Below are 17,012 nucleotides of genomic sequence, written 5' to 3'. Positions count from 1 at the left end.
GCCAGTAAGGCAACCGTTACATAATAGCGCGAGTCAGGGACTCTGACAGGAGCGAAACCTGCCAGGGGCGGGCGCCCTCCTGACGTAGGAAGTCAGCCACATCCCGCTTCTCCGGTTCGTCGGTCCAGCAGAGGTTGCGCAGGTAGCGGGGCTTGATCAGAATCTCGTCGGGGGTGTTGGTCCGGCGTCCCACCTCAGTCACCGCCTTGCGCGCTGCCTCCAGCCTGGCATATCGGTCCGGGTGGCGGTGCCGCCAGACCTGCATGGACTTGGGGGCGTTGGTCTCCTCACACCGCGGCTTGGGAGGCACCGGCAGTTCTTCGGTGGGCAGACTCAGCGCTTCCAGGATGGCCTGTTTCCAGACCGAGGGCCTGACCCGGCGCTGGATGGGCGCATAGCGCTCGAACATCCGGTCCTGCTCGCCGCCGGTGTGGATCCTGACCCGCTCATTCAAGGATCGGATGGAGCGGAATTGGGCGTTGTTGTGCGGCTTGAGCCTGCCGGCCTCGATGATGGCCTTGTCAGGCAGGAGGAGCGTCGGAGCAATGTCATTGCGTCGTGCCAGCTTGTCACGGGTGGTCCACAGGGAACGGGCCACAGCCAGGCCTCGACGGTCATTGCGCAGGGCGTTGATATGCGAGATATGCCGCCAGGGCTGCTCAGGCTCCTGCTTGGGGATTTTGCCCTGCTGCAGCAGCCAGGTGAATTCCTGCCTGGCCCACTCATCCTTGCCGTGACGGCGCAGATCCTCCAGCTCACACGATCGCACCTGATCCAGCAGCTCCACATCCAAGGCGGCGTAATTGCGCCAATCACGGGGCAGCGGGCGGTAGGACCAGTCTGCAGCAGAATGCTCCTTGGCCAGCGTCAGCCCCAGGTAGTGCGCAGTCACTGCAGACAGGCCGTAATGACCCAGGTTGAGCATCCTGGCCGCCAGCTCGGTGTCGAAGAGTAATGAGGGCCTCATACCCAATGCATGGAAGCCGGGCAGATCCTGAGGGGAGTCGTGAATGATCCACTGGGCTCCATCAACAGCCTTATTGAATTCCGACCAGTCACAGCCCGCCTGCCTCAGAGCCGGTGGGTCCAGCAGGAATATCCCCGCCCCCTGGCGCTTGAACTGGACCAGGTAGTCGTCGTGGCCATAGCGGAAGCCAGAGGCGCGTTCAGCATCAGCAGCCAGCGCACCGCTCCCCTGGGACAGTAGCCGGCAGGCCCGGCGGTATCCGGCCATATCGTCGATGACCGACGGCACACCCTGGGCGGGCTCTGAAAGCAGCTGCGTCTTAGGTTCCGTGGTCACCTGCGCTCAACCTCTTTTTTAGTTTGTCTTCCAAAACTCCACCGGACCTACCGGCCCGGAAAACACACGCCTGAAAGCATAGTCCATGGCCTCAACCCACCGACGATTTCTCACTGTGAATGCCATGTCGGGAATTTATCGATTTTTCAGTGTCGGTCATCCATTGAATCCGTCACCCATTGAATCTGCCAATCATTAAATCTGCCAATCATTAAATCTGCCAATCATTGAACCTGCCAATCATTAAGCCGGTCATTCGGCGTGCCATTCATCTGATGATTCTGTCATTCAGTGAGTCGGTCACTTGCTGATTGGCCGGCTGGCCTGCGCCCGAGCAAACAAAACTCCCCACGACATCTGCCGTGGGGAGTCACAAGAGAATTATTCGGGTTTCTCCTGGATCCGCCCTGGAACCAAATTGGGTTCCACGCCTCAGTAGACCACGAAGCCGTGGGCCTCCAGCTGCTTCTTGACCCGATCCTTCAGGGCCGCAGAGGGGCCTTTGGCATCCTCCAGCGGGTAGGGGATGCGCAGCTCATGCCACTTGGGCCGTCCAAGCTGATGGAAGGGAAGCACATCAATGTGCTCGATGGCATCCTTGAACTGTTCGCACACCCGAGCTACATTCTCGACGTTCTCCTCGGAGTCGGTCAGCCCTGGCACCAGCACAAAGCGAACCCATATCTTGCTGCCACGGGCTGCCAGACGCTTGCCGAATTCGATTGTGGGGGCCAGCGTGCCGCCGGTCACCTTCTTGTAGGTGGCCTCGTCGCCGGACTTGACATCCAGCAAGCACAGGTCGATATCGTCAATCATGGCATCGGTGTAGTTGCGATTGAGGAAGCCCGAGGTGTCCAGGCAGGTGTGAACTCCCATCTCCTTGGCAGCGCGAAAGACGCGTGAGACAAAGGCTGCCTGCATCATGGACTCGCCGCCGCTGAAGGTGATTCCTCCGCCCGTGCTCTTGAAGAGGTCCTGGTAGCGGGCCACCTTGTCGATCATGGCCTGCAGATATACGGGCTGGCCATCGCGCATCTTCCAGGTGTCGGGGTTCTGGCAGTACTGGCAACGCAGGGGGCATCCGCTCATGAAGACGGTCATCCTTGTGCCCGGCCCGTCCACTGAGGTGTTGATGTCCCAGGAGTGAACAAATCCGATGTCGCCCGTGCGCAGGGCATTCATACGGTCGTGCCGGTCCAGTCCAATGGGCGATTCGAACCCCGAAAGGCCGCCCATCAGGGTCTGGCTCTGGTAGACCTTGGATTCCTTGAGCATGTGCGGCTGTGTGGTATGGAAGGTGGTGGTCTCCGTCATCGGATCCTCCTGAAAAAGACGAAAAGGGGGCAGGGCCTTGGTGCGCCCCGCCCCATGATTCACCGTCTCATCAACGGTTGACTATCGCACGAGGGCGATCAGTCGGTTACCGCGCCCTGGTGGAAGGTGCGGGAGATCACGTCGAGCTGCTGCTCGCGGGTCAGCTTGACGAAGTTGACGGCGTAGCCCGAGACGCGCACGGTCAGGTGCGGGTACTTCTCGGGGTGCTCGACGGCATCCTCCAACTGCTCCTTGCGCAGGACGTTGATGTTGGCGTGGTAGAGCCCGTGGCCGTTGCCGGCGTCCAGGATGCCCACCAGGTTGTTGATGCGCTCATCCTCGTCGCGGCCCAGGCCGTCGGGGGTGATCGTGTTGGTCAGCGAGATGCCGTCCAGGGCATCGTTGTAGTCGATCTTGCCCACGGAGAACATGGAGGGCAGCATGCCGTGCGAATCCATGCCGTTCTCGGGGTTGGCACCGGGAGCGTACGGGGTGCCCTTCTTGTGGCCGGAGGGGAAGGACCCGGTGTTCTTGCCATACTCCACGTTGGAGGTGATGGTCAGAATGGACTGGGTCGGCACAGCGCCGCGGTAGACAGGCAGGCGCTTGATCTGGCCCATGACGGTGGACACGGTCCACTTGGCCAGATCGTCGGCGCGATCATCGTCGTTGCCGTAGATCGGGAACTCGCCAACGGTCTTGTAGTTGACGATCAGATCGTTGTCAGCGCCCTCGACATACTCAGGGGTGCCCTTGGCATCCTTGTTGTAGATCGGGTAGACCTTGGCGTACTTGATAGCCGACAGGGAGTCAGCGGCGATGGACAGGCCGGACATGCCGCAACCCAGGGTGCGGTAGACCTCCTTGTCGTGCAGGGCCATCTCAATGGACTCGTAGTCGTACTTATCGTGCATGTAGTGGATGATGTTCAGAGCCTCGACGTACGTCTCGCTCAGCCACTGCAGGGCCTTCTCGTAGTTGTCCTTGACCTCCTGGAAGTCCAGAGAACCGTCTTCCTTGGGGCTGACAGGCTTGATTACGTCCTTGTCGATGACCTGCATGCCGGTCATCTCGTCACGGCCGCCGTTCATGGCGTAGAGCAGGGCCTTGGCGGAGTTGACACGGGCGCCGAAGAACTGCATCTGCTTGCCGACCCTCATGGGGGACACGCAGCATGCGATGGCGGCGTCATCGCCCCAGTGGGCGCGAATGTCCTTGTCGGACTCGTACTGGATGGCGGAGGTGTCGATGGAGATACGGGCGCAGAAGCGCTTGTAACCCTCAGGCAGCTTCGGATCCCAGAAGATGGTGATGTTGGGCTCGGGGCCGGGTCCAAGGTGCTCCAGGGTCAGGGTTGCCAGCAGACGGAAGGAGGTCTTGGTGACCATGGGCCTGCCGTCGTCGCCGAAGCCAGCGTCGGACCAGGTGGCCCAGTAGGGGTCGCCCGAGAAGATGTTGTCGTAGTCCTTGGTCCGCAGGAAGCGCACGATGCGCAGCTTCATCACGATGTTGTCGATGATCTCCTGGGCATCGGTCTCGTCAATCAGGCCAGCGGCCAGATCACGCTCGAAGTAGACGTCGAAGAAGGCGGACAGACGACCGATGGACATGGCGGCGCCGTCCTGGCTCTTGACCGAGGCCAGGTAGGCCATGTAGGTCCACTGGACGGCTTCCTTGGCGTTCATGGCAGGACGGCTCAGATCCAGGCCGTACTCCTTGCCCAGGTTCAGCAGCTGCTTCAGAGCCTTGATCTGCTCGGCGTGCTCCTCGCGGAAGCGAATCCAGTGCTCGATCTCTTCCTCGGTGAAGTCGTTGCGGTAAGGAATCGAATCCTTGTCGGCCTTCTTGCGGGCGATCAGCTCATCGATCCCGTAGAGGGCCACACGACGGTAATCGCCAATGATGCGGCCACGGCCGTAAGCATCGGGCAGACCGGTCAGAATCTTGTTGTGGCGGGCCAGCTTGATCCTCTTGGTGTAAACGTCGAAGACGCCATCGTTGTGGGTCTTGCGATACCGGGTGAAGATCTTCTTAACCTCGGGATCGGGCTCCTTGCCGGCCTCCTTGAGGGCCTGCTCAACCATGCGCCAGCCGCCGTAGGGCATCATCGCACGCTTGCAGGGAACGTCGGTCTGTATGCCGACAATCACGTCGTCTTGGGTCTCGCCGGCAGGCTTGCCGTCGATGTATCCGGCCGGGAAGGCGTCAATGCCCGCCGGAGTGTGGGTGTCCACGTCGTAGACGCGCTGCTTGCGCTCTACGGCAAGGAAATTGTCATCCAGGTAGTTCCACAGGAACTTGGTCTTCTCAGTGGCCGGTGCCAGGAAGGATTCGTCACCGGTGTACGGAGTGTAATTCTTTTGGATGAAGTCGCGAACGTCGATGTCTTTCTTCCAGTCCTCGCCCTTGAAGCCCTTCCAAGCCTTGGCTTGCAGCTCTGCGGGAGAGACGGTATTGGTCTCAACTGCTGTCATAGTCAACTCCTTGTTGATATGGTCAATGGCGCTTCCTCACACCACTGTCACTTTCAAGTATAGGGGGCGCGTTACCACGGGAAACCGAATCGCGACGTGAGCTATATCACACTGCACGAAGACCCGCAATAGGCGTCACAACAATATCTTGCGAGCAGACCCGGCACACCGCCTGAGTCCCGATCCGTTCTGACGGTATGGCCGACTGATCGCCAAAGATAGTGGGCGATCCAGCGGGAGCTTCATCTGTCAGCTGATGACTGTCCCTGCCTGGGATCACCCTCCCAGGCCTGCCGCCAACGGCGGTCTTCTTCATCCCATTCCTTGTTGCGGCGCTTGGCGATCTTCCAGGCATCAAGGGCCTCCTGCCTGCTGCGGTAGGGGCCCATCCGCCTGTCCTGCGGAGACAGCTTGCCCTGCTCGGGCCTGCCGGTGACGGTGTTGAAGTACCAGGCCGGTTGCTCCTCTTGGGGATCCATGGCAATCACTCTTTGAAGGCGTTGGTGACGGGCAGCCGGCGGTCACGGCCGAAGGCCAGGGAGGTGACCTTGGGCCCCAGCGGGTACTGGCGCCGCTTCCACTCGGCCCGATCCACCAGCCGCATGACCGTGTCGACCGTGTCGGGATCGAAACCGTCGGCCAGAAGGTCGGCCCGACCATGCGCATGCTCGATGTATGCCTCCAGGACCTTGTCAAGCAGGCTGTAGTCAGGCAGGGAATCAGAGTCCTTCTGCCCTTGGCGCAGCTCGGCCGAGGGCGGCTTGACGATGGAACTGACCGGGATGGGCTCACGTTCACCCCGTGCCTGGGCCTGGGCGTTGCGCCAGCGGGCCAGCTGCCAGACCCGGGTCTTGAGCAGATCCTTGATGGGCGCGTAGCCACCGACCGCATCGCCATAGATCGTTGAATAGCCGCAGGCCAGCTCGGACTTGTTGCCGGTTGCCAGTGCCAGAAGCCCCTCGGCATTGGCATAGGCCATGACGATGACCCCGCGTATCCGGGCCTGCAGGTTCTCTTCGGCGACCCCCTCCAGATGCAACTGCCCTTGGAAGGCGTCGAACTCAGGGCCTATGGCTTGGACCACATAACGCACTCCCAGACGCTGGGCCAGATCGGCGGCATCATCCTTGGAGCCTTCCGAGGAGTAGCGGCTGGGCATGGAGATGCCGCGCACATGCTCTCCCCCGCAGGCGTCGGCGGCCATGGTGGCCACCAGGGCCGAGTCGATCCCTCCTGAGAGCCCCAGGCAGACGCCCGTGAAGTGGTTCTTGGCCATATAGTCCTTGAGCCCCAGCACGCAGGCCCGATAGACCTCCTCGTCCCCAGGCATCTCTTCGGCCATGCAGGACTCGCTGGGCAGCGGGCGCTTCCCTCGTGCAGGCAGGGTCCACGTGGACAGATCCTGGACGAACCTGGGCGAGCGCTCCAGCAGGGTGCCATCCTGGTCCACCACGAAACTGCCGCCGTCAAAGACCAGATCATCCTGGCCACCCACCTGATTCAGGTAGAGCAGGGGCGCACCGACCTGCTTGGCCCGGCGGGTTGCCAGCTCGTAACGGACGTGCCCCTTGCCTTCCTCGAATGGGGAGCCGTTGATGGTCACCAGGAGGTCGATGTCCCGGCCAGCCAGGTCGCTGATGGGATCACCTTCCTGCCAGATGTCCTCGCAGATGGCCAGCCCTATCCGGTGCCCCTGCACCTCCAGGACGACGGTCCTATCCCCCGGGGTGAAAATCCTGTACTCATCGAAGACCCCGTAGTTGGGCAGGAAGTGCTTGTCGTAGCCGGCCTCGACCCGACCCTGGTGCAGGACCACCAGCCGGTTGCGGGGCCTGTCCTGATCCGTATCGGTACCGACGGTTCCCACGATCACATAGAGATGGCCCAGACCCTGCTCCTCCAGCTCCCCGGCCAGACGGTCGGCCCGAGACCAGGCGGCCCGACGGAAGCTGGCACGAAATGCCAGATCCTCAATCGGGTAACCGGTCAGACTCATCTCCGGGAAGACGACCAGCGTGGCCCCCTGCTCAGCCGCCTTTCGGGAGTAGTCCATAATGATGTCGGCGTTGCCGTCAAGATCGCCCACACAAGTGTCGATCTGAGCCAGAGCCACCAGCAGATCGCCATCCCGCCGCGGCTGTTCCTCTTGTATGCCCATACCCATGATTCTAAACCGTGCCAGGGTCGGCCCACGGGCAGACAGTCCCGAGTGGGGACCGCTACAGAGAAGACTGGATTGCGGATGCCTCAGACCTTATCAGCACCAGCCTTGCTGGCGGCCCGGCGTACCAGCACCGAGGCGACCAGACCCAGGAGGAGTAGCAGAACCGCGAAACCCATGGCCCACTGGGCGCCTTGGGTGAATCCCGCGGTCAGGGCCTTGGTCACCTGAGGACCCAGTGCTCCCAGCCGACCTCGGGTACCCTCAGCACGCAGACCGACTATAGCGTTTCCGGCAGAGGACTGAACCGATCTGACCAGGCCATCGGCCATCCGCGCCGAGATCCCCTTGAGGGCCGTCAGATGTCTTGGCAGCACCAGGCTCAGAGCAAGGGAGAGGACGGAACCGGAGACTGCGGCGCCCAGGGCGGTCCCCCACTGACGGATGGTGGACTGGGTGGCCGAAGCCTGGCCGGACTGTGCCACCGGGACACCGGAGAGCACCAGACTGGTCAGCTGTGCCGAGGCAAAGCCCAGACCAGCACCGTAAATAATCAGAGTCAGGGCCATGGGCCAGACCGGCACCGACCCACGCATGAGCAGAATGGACAGGGCCACGCCGACAATCTCCATCAAGAGACCCGTCTGCACCGTGCCGCCGGCCCCCAGACGGGCTGAAACCACCCGGGCCAAACCGCCGGACACGACCGATCCCAGGGCCATGACGCCCAGGATGGATCCGGCCCCAAGGGGACTCAGGCCTCTGGCGTTGATCAGATAGAGAGGCAGGATGAACATGACCGCGAACTGACCGGCGTTGACGATGGCGGCCGTGAGGTTGCCCCAGCCGAAGGTGCCGATGGCGAACATGGACACGTCCAGGATGACCAGCCTGCCCCTGCGCGCCCTGACCAGCTCGGTCAGCGCAAAGGCGGCCAGCAGGGCCAGCCCCAGGATCAGACTGACCGGAACCGGCGACAGGGGCGCCGATACGGACCAGTGCAGTGGGCCTAGTTCAAGTGCGGCGCGGGGATGCCACCAGCCATAGGTCTGCCCCTCGATCAGCGCAAAGACCACCAGGGCCGACCCCAGGGCCGAAAGGAGTATGCCCTTCCAGTCGGCAAGCATCCCCCACCGGTCGCCGGCCTGCCGGGGCGCTGACTTGGTCTCGGGCACAAAGACCGCACTGGTCACAAGGACGATCAATCCCAGGGGCAGATTGACCAGGAAGATCCACCGCCATCCGATGGTGCTGGTGAAAACCCCTCCCAGGAAGGGGCCGACCGCCGCAGCGGACGACATGACGGCCCCCCAGATGCCGAATGCAGTGGCCCGGTGCCGACCCCGGAAGGTGGCGGACACGGTGGACAGGGTGGATGGCATGACCAGGGAGCCGCCGATTCCCTGAACAAGCCGGGCCAGAAGCAGCAGTGTGCCGGAGGAGGCCGATGCGGCAAAGACGGAACCCAGCACAAAGATGACCGTGCCCACCTGCAGGATCCACTTGCGTCCGATCATGTCCCCCAGACGGCCGGAGGGCAGGAGCAGAGCCGCCAGGACGATGCTGTAGAGGGCGGTCACCCACTGGGCTTGAGCCAGGTTGATATGGATGGCAGCGATGATGGAGGGTATGGAGACGTTGACGATGGACGAATCCAGCACAATCATGGCCAGACCCAGGGCCAGCACCCAGAGGGCACGCCAGGGCGGCGCAGCCTCCTGAGACCCCTGGCTGCCTGTCTGGCTGCCCTTCTTCACATCCATACTTGTCGATCCGGTCATCGGATTCCCCCTCACCCTGGTCTGCGAATTTTTTGCGACTATACGTCGCGAAAACCCGTCAGGCAAGTTCACTCTGCGCGGACAAGCCGCGGGCTAAAGAGGCCCTCGCGGCTTGGCTCTGCTGCGAATAGGCCATATCATATGCCCCATGACCGGTCGGGCTCGATTCACCAGGGCTGCACTTAGGCGGCCGGACCAAGGAGGACCATGCCCAGGATCCGCGAATCCACGCTCCAGGAGCACCGCGCCAAAACCCTGGACCAGATCATCGCCGCCGCCGAGGCCATCCTGCGCACCGGCGGACGCGACCAGCTGACCATGGCCGAGGTGGCCCGACGCACCAAGATGGCCCGGAACTCCCTCTACCGCTACGCCCGGGATGCCGACCAGCTCTGCGACATGGTCATGGAGCGACACCTGCCCGACTGGGGTCAGGCCCTGGACCAGGCCCTGGGTACGACAGACGACCCGAGCCGAACAATCGAGGTCTGGACCCGCACCAATCTGGAGCAGGCCGGACTGCACGGACACGGCTGGCTGATGAACCTCTACGCCGAGCAGCACGACGAGCAGTTACGTCAGGCCCTGATCTACGGCAGCCCTTCGAATCCCCACGAGCCCGCCCCAGGGAGCGATCGGTCCACAGCCCGGCAAATCCAAGCCCTGCTGGACTTCCACCGACAGGTCAACCAGCCGCTGATCCAGGCCTGGACAGCCCTGCGGCCAGCAGATCCGGCCATGGGCGTGGAGGTGACGCGGGGCATCGTCCAATCCGGCATGCGACTGATCGATGCCCTGGACCAGGGGCTTGCCCCCGAACAACGACAGCAACGACTGACCATCATCATCGAGAAAGTGACCGCCTGTGCCAAGGCCGTCACCGCCACCCTGACGGAAGGACCCACATGCGCCTGATTGGCAACATCTGCTGGCTGCTGCTGGGGGGACTGGCCATCGCCCTGGCCTGGACCCTTGTTGGCATCGTGCTCTGCCTGACCGTGGTGGGCATACCCCTGGGCGTCCAGGCCCTCAAGATGGCAAGACTGACCCTGACACCATTCGGCCGACAGGTCATCTATGGAGGCGGACTGGGTTCCTGGCTGGCCAACCTGCTCTGGATCATCCTGGGCGGCTGGTGGCTGGCTCTGGCCTATCTGGCGGCCGGACTGGTCACCATGCTGACCGTGGTGGGCATACCCTTCGGTCTGCAGGCCTTCAAGATGGCCCGCCTGGCCCTGATGCCCTTCGGATCCTCGGTGCGCGTCGCCGTCTTATGAAAGGATTGGGATATGAGCACAGTCATCATGCATACCTCAGAAGGCGACATTCGCCTGGACCTCTTTGACGACAAGGCCCCCGAAACCGTGGCCAACTTCCTGGACCTGGCCGCCGGCCGCAAGGAATGGACCGATCCCGAGACGGGTCAGAAGCGACAGGATCCTTTCTATGACGGGCTGACCTTCCACCGGATCATCAAGGACTTCATGATCCAGGGCGGCTGCCCGCTGGGCACCGGCACAGGCGGCCCCGGCTACGAGTTCGACGATGAGATCGACCCCTCCCTGACCTTCGAGGAACCCTACAAGCTGGCCATGGCCAATGCAGGGCTGCGCCGCGACCCCGCCACCGGGAAGACCCACGGCACCAACGGATCACAGTTCTTCATCACCACCGTGCCCACCCCCTGGCTGAATGGGCACCACACCATCTTCGGCCAGGTTGTCGATGAGGATTCCCGGAAGGTGGTCGACAAGCTGGATGCCGTGGCCACCGACTCGGGCGACCGTCCCCTTGAGCCGGTCTTCATCAACAGCATCGAAGTCCTCTGAGCCGTGCCGGGGATGGTTTCGAAAAAGACACCCAGCAGATTCCAGCCCGGCACACGCAGCTACACCATGTCCCGGATCAGGGGCACGGAAACATCAATAGAACGCCAGGTCCGGTCCTACCTCTTTTCGCGAGGTCTGCGTTTTCGCAAAAATGACAAGAGGTATCCGGGCCATCCTGATGTGGTTCTGCCCAAGTGGCGGGCCATGGTGTTCGTCAATGGCTGTTTCTGGCACATGCATCAGGGCTGTGCCAAATTCTCCCTTCCCAAATCCAATGTGGAGTTTTGGACCACAAAGCTGACAAGGAACCGTCTGCGGGATCAGGAGCAGGGGGAAAAGCTGAAAGCCATGGGCTGGCGGGTTTTTACAGTCTGGGAGTGTCAGCTGGATGCCCGCCACGCCCAGGAAACCCTGCAGAGATTGTATGAGGCCATCACAGCAGATGGCGATCCAAACGAAGGAGTCAAGGATGAGCAGATTGAACGGCAAACGGCAAGAGGCTGAGCAGAAGGGCATGCGGGTCAACTTCGCCATTCTCGGTGCCGGAAGGATAGCCAACGCCCTGGCAAAGACGGTGGTCATGATGGCCCAGGACCCGCAGTACAGCCATCTGATTGCCCCCTACGCCGTGGCCGCCAGGGACGGGGAACGTGCAGCCGCCTTCGCCGAAAAATATGGGTTCGCACATTCCTATGGCTCCTACCAGGAGCTCCTGGATGATCCGCAAGTGGATCTGGTCTACATCGCCACGCCTCACAGCCTCCACGCCGAGCAGGCCATCGCCTGCATGAAGGCCGGAAAGAACGTGCTGGTCGAGAAGTCCTTCGCCGCCAACGCCGATCAGGCCAGGCAGGTCATGGAGACATCCGAGAACACCGGCCTGCTCTGCACCGAGGCCATCTGGACCAGGTACATGCCCTCGCGCTCCATCATCGACGGCATCATCTCCTCGGGGGCAATCGGCACCGTCAGGACCGTGACCGCCAACCTGGGATACGTAACCGTGGGCAAGGCCAGGATGACCGACCCGGCCCTGGCCGGCGGCGCCCTGCTCGACGTGGGCGTCTACCCTCTCAACTTCATCGACATGGTCATGGGACCCAAGCCCATTGAACGGGTCTGCACGGATTGGGTCCGCAGCCCGGAGGGCGTGGACAGCCAGAACTCCACAGCCATTTTCTACAAGGATGGATCCGTGGGGGAAGCGACCAGCTCCATGGTTTCGGACAGCGACCGGACCGGCAGCATCTGGGGAGACCAGGGTTACCTGCAGTGCATCAATATCAACAACGTGGAGTCCATAGACCTGTACGACGGGGACCATAAATTGAGGAAGAGCTACCCCATCCCCGACCAGCTGACCGGTTATGAGTACGAGGTGGCCAGCGCCGCACAGGCCATCCTGGACGGCAAGACCGAGTGCGCCCAGATGCCCCACAAGGACACCATGCGCATCATGGAGCTCATGGACTCCCTGCGCCGCCAGTGGGGGTTGGTCTTTCCCTTCGAATCGAGAACCAGCAGATAAAAGCTGTAGATAAAAGCCACGGTGACCGCCCTGCCTATTTGATGCGGCGGACCCTGCCATGCTCGACCAGGTAGGCCCGCCGGGCAAGATCAATCATGGGCCGGTCGAAGGCCGAATCGGTGTAGAAGGCGTCGATGGCCGTCTCCCGGCCCAGGATCCGCTGAAAATGCAGGGGCTTGTCGGGTCCGAAGTTGAGGTAGCCCACAGTCAGGGACTCCAAATCCAGGGTGGAGCCGATGCAGCGGGTGATGCCCAGTCGCCGGCAGGCCTCCCCCGCCACCAGATCGAAGGAGGCGGTCACCACCACGTCGTCGGCCTGGGGGGTGTACCAATCCATGATCTTGTGCATGTTGGCATCCCAGAATTGGCTGACCAGGCGATCCATGTCAAAGCCGGGACGCGAGGTCAGTCGACGCAGGTAGCGCGAGCCCACCCGACGCATGGCCGAATCCAGCTGCTCCAGGGTGACCCGGCCCAGACGGTAGCGGACGGCATAGAAGAGGGCAACCGGCAGGTAGTGCAGCACTCGCGGATCCTTGCGGACAGTGAACAGGTAGAAGTCAAGCAGGCTCTCGCCATCGTAGATGGTGCCGTCGAAGTCCAGTACCCGCATGCCAATCCTTTCCAGGTCCCGTCACGAAAAGGGAACATCTTAGCATACCGTGGAGCAATGACGGTGATAGTCCCCGACCTTGGCAGGGCAACAAGGCAATTCCCTTAAGCCCATAAGCCTGAGCACAGGCCTGAAGTAGGCAGAGAATCCCTGCACAATCGACGATGAAAGGCTTCGAGCCGAATCGGCACCAGAGAAATCATGGCTTGCCCGGCCCATGTCTGGATCGTGGACGATACCCATGGTGTCGACGGTATTGATATGATGAAAAATGCGTCGTCCGTGCCGGGCCGAGGCTAGGGAGTTGCCGGAAACAGGCCTGGAAGGGGAACGGCGCCGAAGGGGTCCATGCGGTCAATCATGCCCGCCGAACTCTTTGATCTTCCTTACCAGCTAGGGGGCAGCAGCGATGTTGAAGAAGAGCCACTACCACAACCTGAGCAGCTGTATAGCCGGAATCTACCGGCATGCACGCAACGATGCCAGCCGGTACACAGGCGAAACCACCTTACGAGGCACCCAGGGTGATCTGATTATATACCTCTATGACCATCCCGGCCTCAGCCAGCGCCAGATAGCCCGGGACCTATGCGTAGACCCCAGTCTGCTGGCCCGGGATCTCAAGGCTTTGAAGGCCCAGGGTCTGGTCAGCCGTGAACAGAACCCCGCCGATCACCGGGTCAACATCATCGCCCTGACCAGGTCGGGCGCGGACATAGCCCGCAGGAGAATCAGGTCGGTCAACAACTGGTGGATCGATCTGTTCAAGCAGAATCCCGATATCGACCCCGAGACCTTCCAGAGCGAACTGCGCTGCGTCTACAACCGGCTGCTGGCCAACCAGCTCTGATATCTCTTACTGAGAAAGGGGCCTGGCCGAACCTTTCGCCGCCCTTGGACGGCTCCAGGCTCAGGCCAGGCCCCTTGATTTTCAGATTCCTTGCGACCTTGGACCGGCCTCCATCAGCCCACCGAACGACCGGAGGTCTCCCAGCCCATCAGGCCCACGACCAGCATGGAGGCCAGGGCCACCAGGCTGATGGTGACGAAGATCGAAGTGCTCCCCCACTGGCTGAGCATGGCGCCAATCAACACTGGCATGAGCACGTTGCAGAGCTTGGCGACGGCATTGGCGATGCCCACGCAGCGGAAGCGGACCGTGGTCGGGAAGAGCTCGGGCGCGTAGACGGCAACCACCGAAGACATGAGGACATAGAGGCTGGCCATGAGCAGGATGCCCACCAGAATGGCCGTGACCTGGCTGGTCTGCGCTGCGTAGAGCAGGCCGAAGACCGCCGTCAGCAGGAAGGCCGTGACGATGATCCGCTTGCGGCCGATCCGGTCGAGGAGCAGGGATCCGATCAGGCAGCCCAGTGGGGCGCCCAGCATCATCAGGGTGCTGATCCACAGGGATCCGCTCAGATTTATGCCCCGCTTGAGCAGGATGGTGGGCACCCAGGAGGTGAAGGCGTAGGAGCAGACGTTAGTGGCCGATACCGCCACGGTGGCCACAATCAGTCCGTGAACCACGCTACCCGATGCCTTGGCGGGTGCCTCAAGGCCCTCATCCTTGCCAGCAAGTGCGGAACCGCTGACAGAATCGGAGCTTGACCCTCCTCGACCATTGCCGGCCTCCAGAAGCTCAACCACCTGGATGGCCTCGTCCATCCGCCCATGCAGGGCCAGCCAGCGAGGGGACTCGGGGATGTCACGCCGCAGATACCAGATCAGCGCCGCTGCCAGGCCAATGCCGACAAAGAGCGGCCGCCAGGACCAGCGCGGAATGATCCAGGCGCACAGGAGCATGGCCAGGGGCACTCCGGTGTTGGCCACCAGTGAGACGATGGCGCTCCAGCGGCCGCGGTGCCTGATGGGAGCGAATTCGTTGACCATGGAGAATCCGGTGACAATCTCGGCGCCCAGCCCCAGGCCGGCCCCCAGCCGGCAGACCGAAAGGACAGCCATGTTCGGCGCCAGAGCGCCCAGCAGGGTAAAGCCTCCGAAGAGCAGCAGGTTGATCTGATAGGCAGTCTTGCGCCCCCGCAGGTCTCCGATGAAACCGGCCAGCAGCGAGCCCACCAGGAGCCCCAGGAAACCGGCCGACAGGAAGAGGGAATTCTGGGCGACCGTGGACCATCCCGTGCTCAATGCCGAACTGGCTACTGCGCTGCCCACATAGACATCGATGCTGTCCATGAGCATTCCCGCGGCCACCAGGGCCACGATCTTATAAAAAGTAGCCGATTCACGAGCATTGTCTACTCGCCGGGTAATCTCTCGGACCGCCAGGTCGTCCTCGGCCATGCCGAGATTCTTGGATTGTTCGGATATGTCTGCATTGTCAATGACCGCTGTCGACATCGTCACCCTCGCGCCCGTGCATGAGGCAGGCATGCCCCATGCGTCCATGCCAGACCTGCCGACGGCGACAGGCTCCTTCTGGGAGCATGGCGACCGTCAATATGGAAGGCCTGGACCCTGCGGCGTTTCGGTCATTGTGTGGCTACTCAACGTCTATTGGGTGACCAGTATAGGAGTCCGGACGGTCATTGCCCAGACCCGGCGTTTCCATCCGGCCCGACGGCCCTGTCCAGGATGGCCCTGATCGCCTCCAGACGTGGGCCCAGCTGACGCTCATAGCCCCGATCATTGGGGTGATAGTAGCGCCGTCCGACCAGTTCGTCCGGCATATACTGCTGGGGTGCCACTGCATCCGGCGCATCGTGGGCATACTGATAGCCCTCGTGGTTGCCCCAGGCCTTCATCAGCTTGGTGGGAGCGTTGCGTAGATGCAGGGGAACCTGACCGATATGCCCGGCGTCCACGTCCTCCAGGGCCTGGTTGATGGCCAGATAGGAGGCGTTGGACTTGGGTGCGGTGGCCACGGCGATGACCGCCTCGGCCAGAATCAGACGGGCCTCAGGCATGCCCACCATGGCCACGGCCTGGGCAGCCGCGACCGTGATCTCCAGCACCTCAGGAGAGGCCATGCCCACCTCCTCGGCGGAGGCGATCATGATGCGTCGGGCGATGAAGCGCGGATCCTCGCCGGCCCGGATCATCCGAGCCAGGTAGTGCAGGGCCGCATCCACGTCGGACCCCCGCATGGATTTGATGAAGGCAGATGCCACATCGTAGTGATCGTCGCCCTTCTTGTCATAGCGGACGGTGGCCACGTCCATGACCGAGGAGACCACCTTGGCGTTGATCAGCGGGCGACGCGCACCCTTGGCGCGAGACCCGTCCTCGGTGACCGCCCCGGCCGCAGCCTCCAGAATGGTCAGGGCCCGACGGGCGTCACCTCCGGCAAAGCGCACAATTTGGTCCAGGGCCTCTGGAGCCAGCCGCACCTGGTCCTTAAGCCCACGCTGGTCCTTGACGGCCCTGCGGACCAGCTTGGCCAGGTCCTGGTCGTCCAGGGCCTCCAGCTTGACCACCACCGAGCGCGAAAGCAGGGGCGAGATGACCGAAAAGCTGGGATTCTCCGTGGTGGCTGCGATAAACGTCACATCCCGGTTCTCCACGCTGGGCAACAGGGCATCCTGCTGGGACTTGGAGAAGCGGTGGACCTCATCGATAAAGAGGACCGTCTCCCGCCCCTGGCTGACCAGCCGCTCCCGGGCCTGGGCTAGGACCTGCCGCACCTCCTTGACCCCCGAGGTGACGGCCGAAAGCTCCTCGAAATGCCGCCCGGACTGTCGGGCCACAATATAGGCCAGGGTGGTCTTGCCCACCCCGGGAGGACCGAAAAGAATGACCGAACTGGGAGCGGTCAGACGGTTGTTCGGATCCGAGCGGGCCAGCCGCTCCAAGGGGGTTCCAGGAGCCGTGACCTTGTCCTGGCCGACCACCTCGTCCAGGCTCCTGGGCCGCATCCTGACCGCCAGAGGCAGGGTGTGCTCCTCGGGGGGATCCGCCGCCTGGAAGAGATCATCAACCATATGCACTACCTCATTCCTCGGGGCCCCTGTGGCTTCCCGCCCTCACCAGCATAGGCCTGTGCCTGCCA

At 62.4% G+C, this 17,012-nt stretch carries 15 protein-coding genes; 6 read left to right on the top strand and 9 right to left on the bottom strand.

The window, feature by feature from the left end:
• Positions 1–16: 16 nt before the first annotated feature.
• From JF70_RS03330 to JF70_RS03305, 6 genes are all read right to left on the bottom strand, one after another.
• Positions 17–1,303, bottom strand: coding sequence for an HRDC domain-containing protein (locus JF70_RS03330; RefSeq protein WP_045935283.1), 1,287 nt, complete (start codon positions 1,301–1,303; stop codon positions 17–19).
• Positions 1,304–1,735: 432 nt separating this feature from the next.
• A complete protein-coding gene (gene pflA, locus JF70_RS03325) occupies positions 1,736–2,617 on the bottom strand; it encodes a pyruvate formate-lyase-activating protein (RefSeq protein WP_015021700.1) in 882 nt (293 codons plus the stop codon).
• A gap of 98 nt (positions 2,618–2,715) precedes the next feature.
• Positions 2,716–5,091, bottom strand: a complete 2,376-nt coding sequence (pflB, locus tag JF70_RS03320) for a formate C-acetyltransferase (RefSeq protein ID WP_045935282.1) — start codon at positions 5,089–5,091, stop codon at positions 2,716–2,718.
• 242 nt (positions 5,092–5,333) lie between these two features.
• Positions 5,334–5,570: a hypothetical protein gene (locus tag JF70_RS03315; RefSeq protein ID WP_045935281.1), complete on the bottom strand. Its 237-nt coding sequence runs from the start codon at positions 5,568–5,570 to the stop codon at positions 5,334–5,336.
• A gap of 5 nt (positions 5,571–5,575) precedes the next feature.
• Entirely contained in the window at positions 5,576–7,255 is a 1,680-nt protein-coding gene (locus JF70_RS03310) for an NAD+ synthase (RefSeq protein ID WP_420804932.1), read from the bottom strand.
• A gap of 83 nt (positions 7,256–7,338) precedes the next feature.
• Entirely contained in the window at positions 7,339–9,033 is a 1,695-nt protein-coding gene (locus JF70_RS03305; RefSeq protein WP_052690716.1) for an MFS transporter, read from the bottom strand.
• A gap of 207 nt (positions 9,034–9,240) precedes the next feature.
• On the opposite strand from JF70_RS03305, the gene JF70_RS08485 reads away from it, so the two are divergent.
• From JF70_RS08485 to JF70_RS03280, 5 genes are read left to right on the top strand one after another with little or no spacing between them, the layout of a single operon-like run.
• Positions 9,241–9,948 carry a TetR/AcrR family transcriptional regulator gene (locus JF70_RS08485; RefSeq protein WP_052690715.1) on the top strand — a complete coding sequence of 236 codons (708 nt, stop codon included), beginning with the start codon at positions 9,241–9,243 and terminating at the stop codon, positions 9,946–9,948.
• A complete protein-coding gene (locus JF70_RS03295; RefSeq protein WP_045935278.1) occupies positions 9,939–10,310 on the top strand; it encodes a YccF domain-containing protein in 372 nt (123 codons plus the stop codon). Before JF70_RS08485 ends, JF70_RS03295 begins: the two co-directional genes overlap by 10 nt.
• Before the next feature lie 12 nt (positions 10,311–10,322).
• The gene (locus JF70_RS03290; RefSeq protein WP_045935277.1) at positions 10,323–10,862 is read left to right on the top strand and encodes a peptidylprolyl isomerase; all 540 of its coding nucleotides are present in this window, start codon (positions 10,323–10,325) and stop codon (positions 10,860–10,862) included.
• Positions 10,863–10,874: 12 nt separating this feature from the next.
• Complete coding sequence (locus tag JF70_RS03285; protein ID WP_045935276.1) at positions 10,875–11,366, top strand: very short patch repair endonuclease; 492 nt, start codon at positions 10,875–10,877, stop codon at positions 11,364–11,366.
• On the top strand, positions 11,332–12,390 hold the full coding sequence (locus tag JF70_RS03280; protein WP_045935275.1) for a Gfo/Idh/MocA family protein: 1,059 nt from the start codon (positions 11,332–11,334) through the stop codon (positions 12,388–12,390). The genes JF70_RS03285 and JF70_RS03280 overlap by 35 nt, the downstream gene beginning before the upstream one ends.
• 34 nt (positions 12,391–12,424) lie before the next feature.
• On the opposite strand, the gene JF70_RS03275 is transcribed toward JF70_RS03280, so the two are convergent.
• Positions 12,425–13,003, bottom strand: a complete 579-nt coding sequence (locus tag JF70_RS03275; protein WP_045935274.1) for a haloacid dehalogenase-like hydrolase — start codon at positions 13,001–13,003, stop codon at positions 12,425–12,427.
• Positions 13,004–13,412: 409 nt separating this feature from the next.
• Here JF70_RS03275 and JF70_RS03270 point away from each other — a divergent pair, with 409 nt between their 5' ends.
• A complete protein-coding gene (locus JF70_RS03270; RefSeq protein ID WP_045935273.1) occupies positions 13,413–13,853 on the top strand; it encodes a MarR family winged helix-turn-helix transcriptional regulator in 441 nt (146 codons plus the stop codon).
• A gap of 113 nt (positions 13,854–13,966) precedes the next feature.
• Here the strand turns inward: JF70_RS03270 and JF70_RS03265 are convergent, their stop codons facing one another.
• Positions 13,967–15,307, bottom strand: coding sequence for an MFS transporter (locus JF70_RS03265; RefSeq protein WP_045936084.1), 1,341 nt, complete (start codon positions 15,305–15,307; stop codon positions 13,967–13,969).
• A gap of 242 nt (positions 15,308–15,549) precedes the next feature.
• Positions 15,550–16,944: a replication-associated recombination protein A gene (locus JF70_RS03260; protein ID WP_045935272.1), complete on the bottom strand. Its 1,395-nt coding sequence runs from the start codon at positions 16,942–16,944 to the stop codon at positions 15,550–15,552.
• Between the last annotated feature and the right edge of the window lie 68 nt (positions 16,945–17,012).

This window comes from Bifidobacterium mellis, from assembly GCF_000967265.1.
Taxonomy (GTDB): Bacteria; Actinomycetota; Actinomycetes; order Actinomycetales; family Bifidobacteriaceae; genus Bombiscardovia; species Bombiscardovia mellis.
Note: the sequence above shows the minus strand (reverse complement) of the source record. Positions and strands in the feature narration are given on the sequence as shown.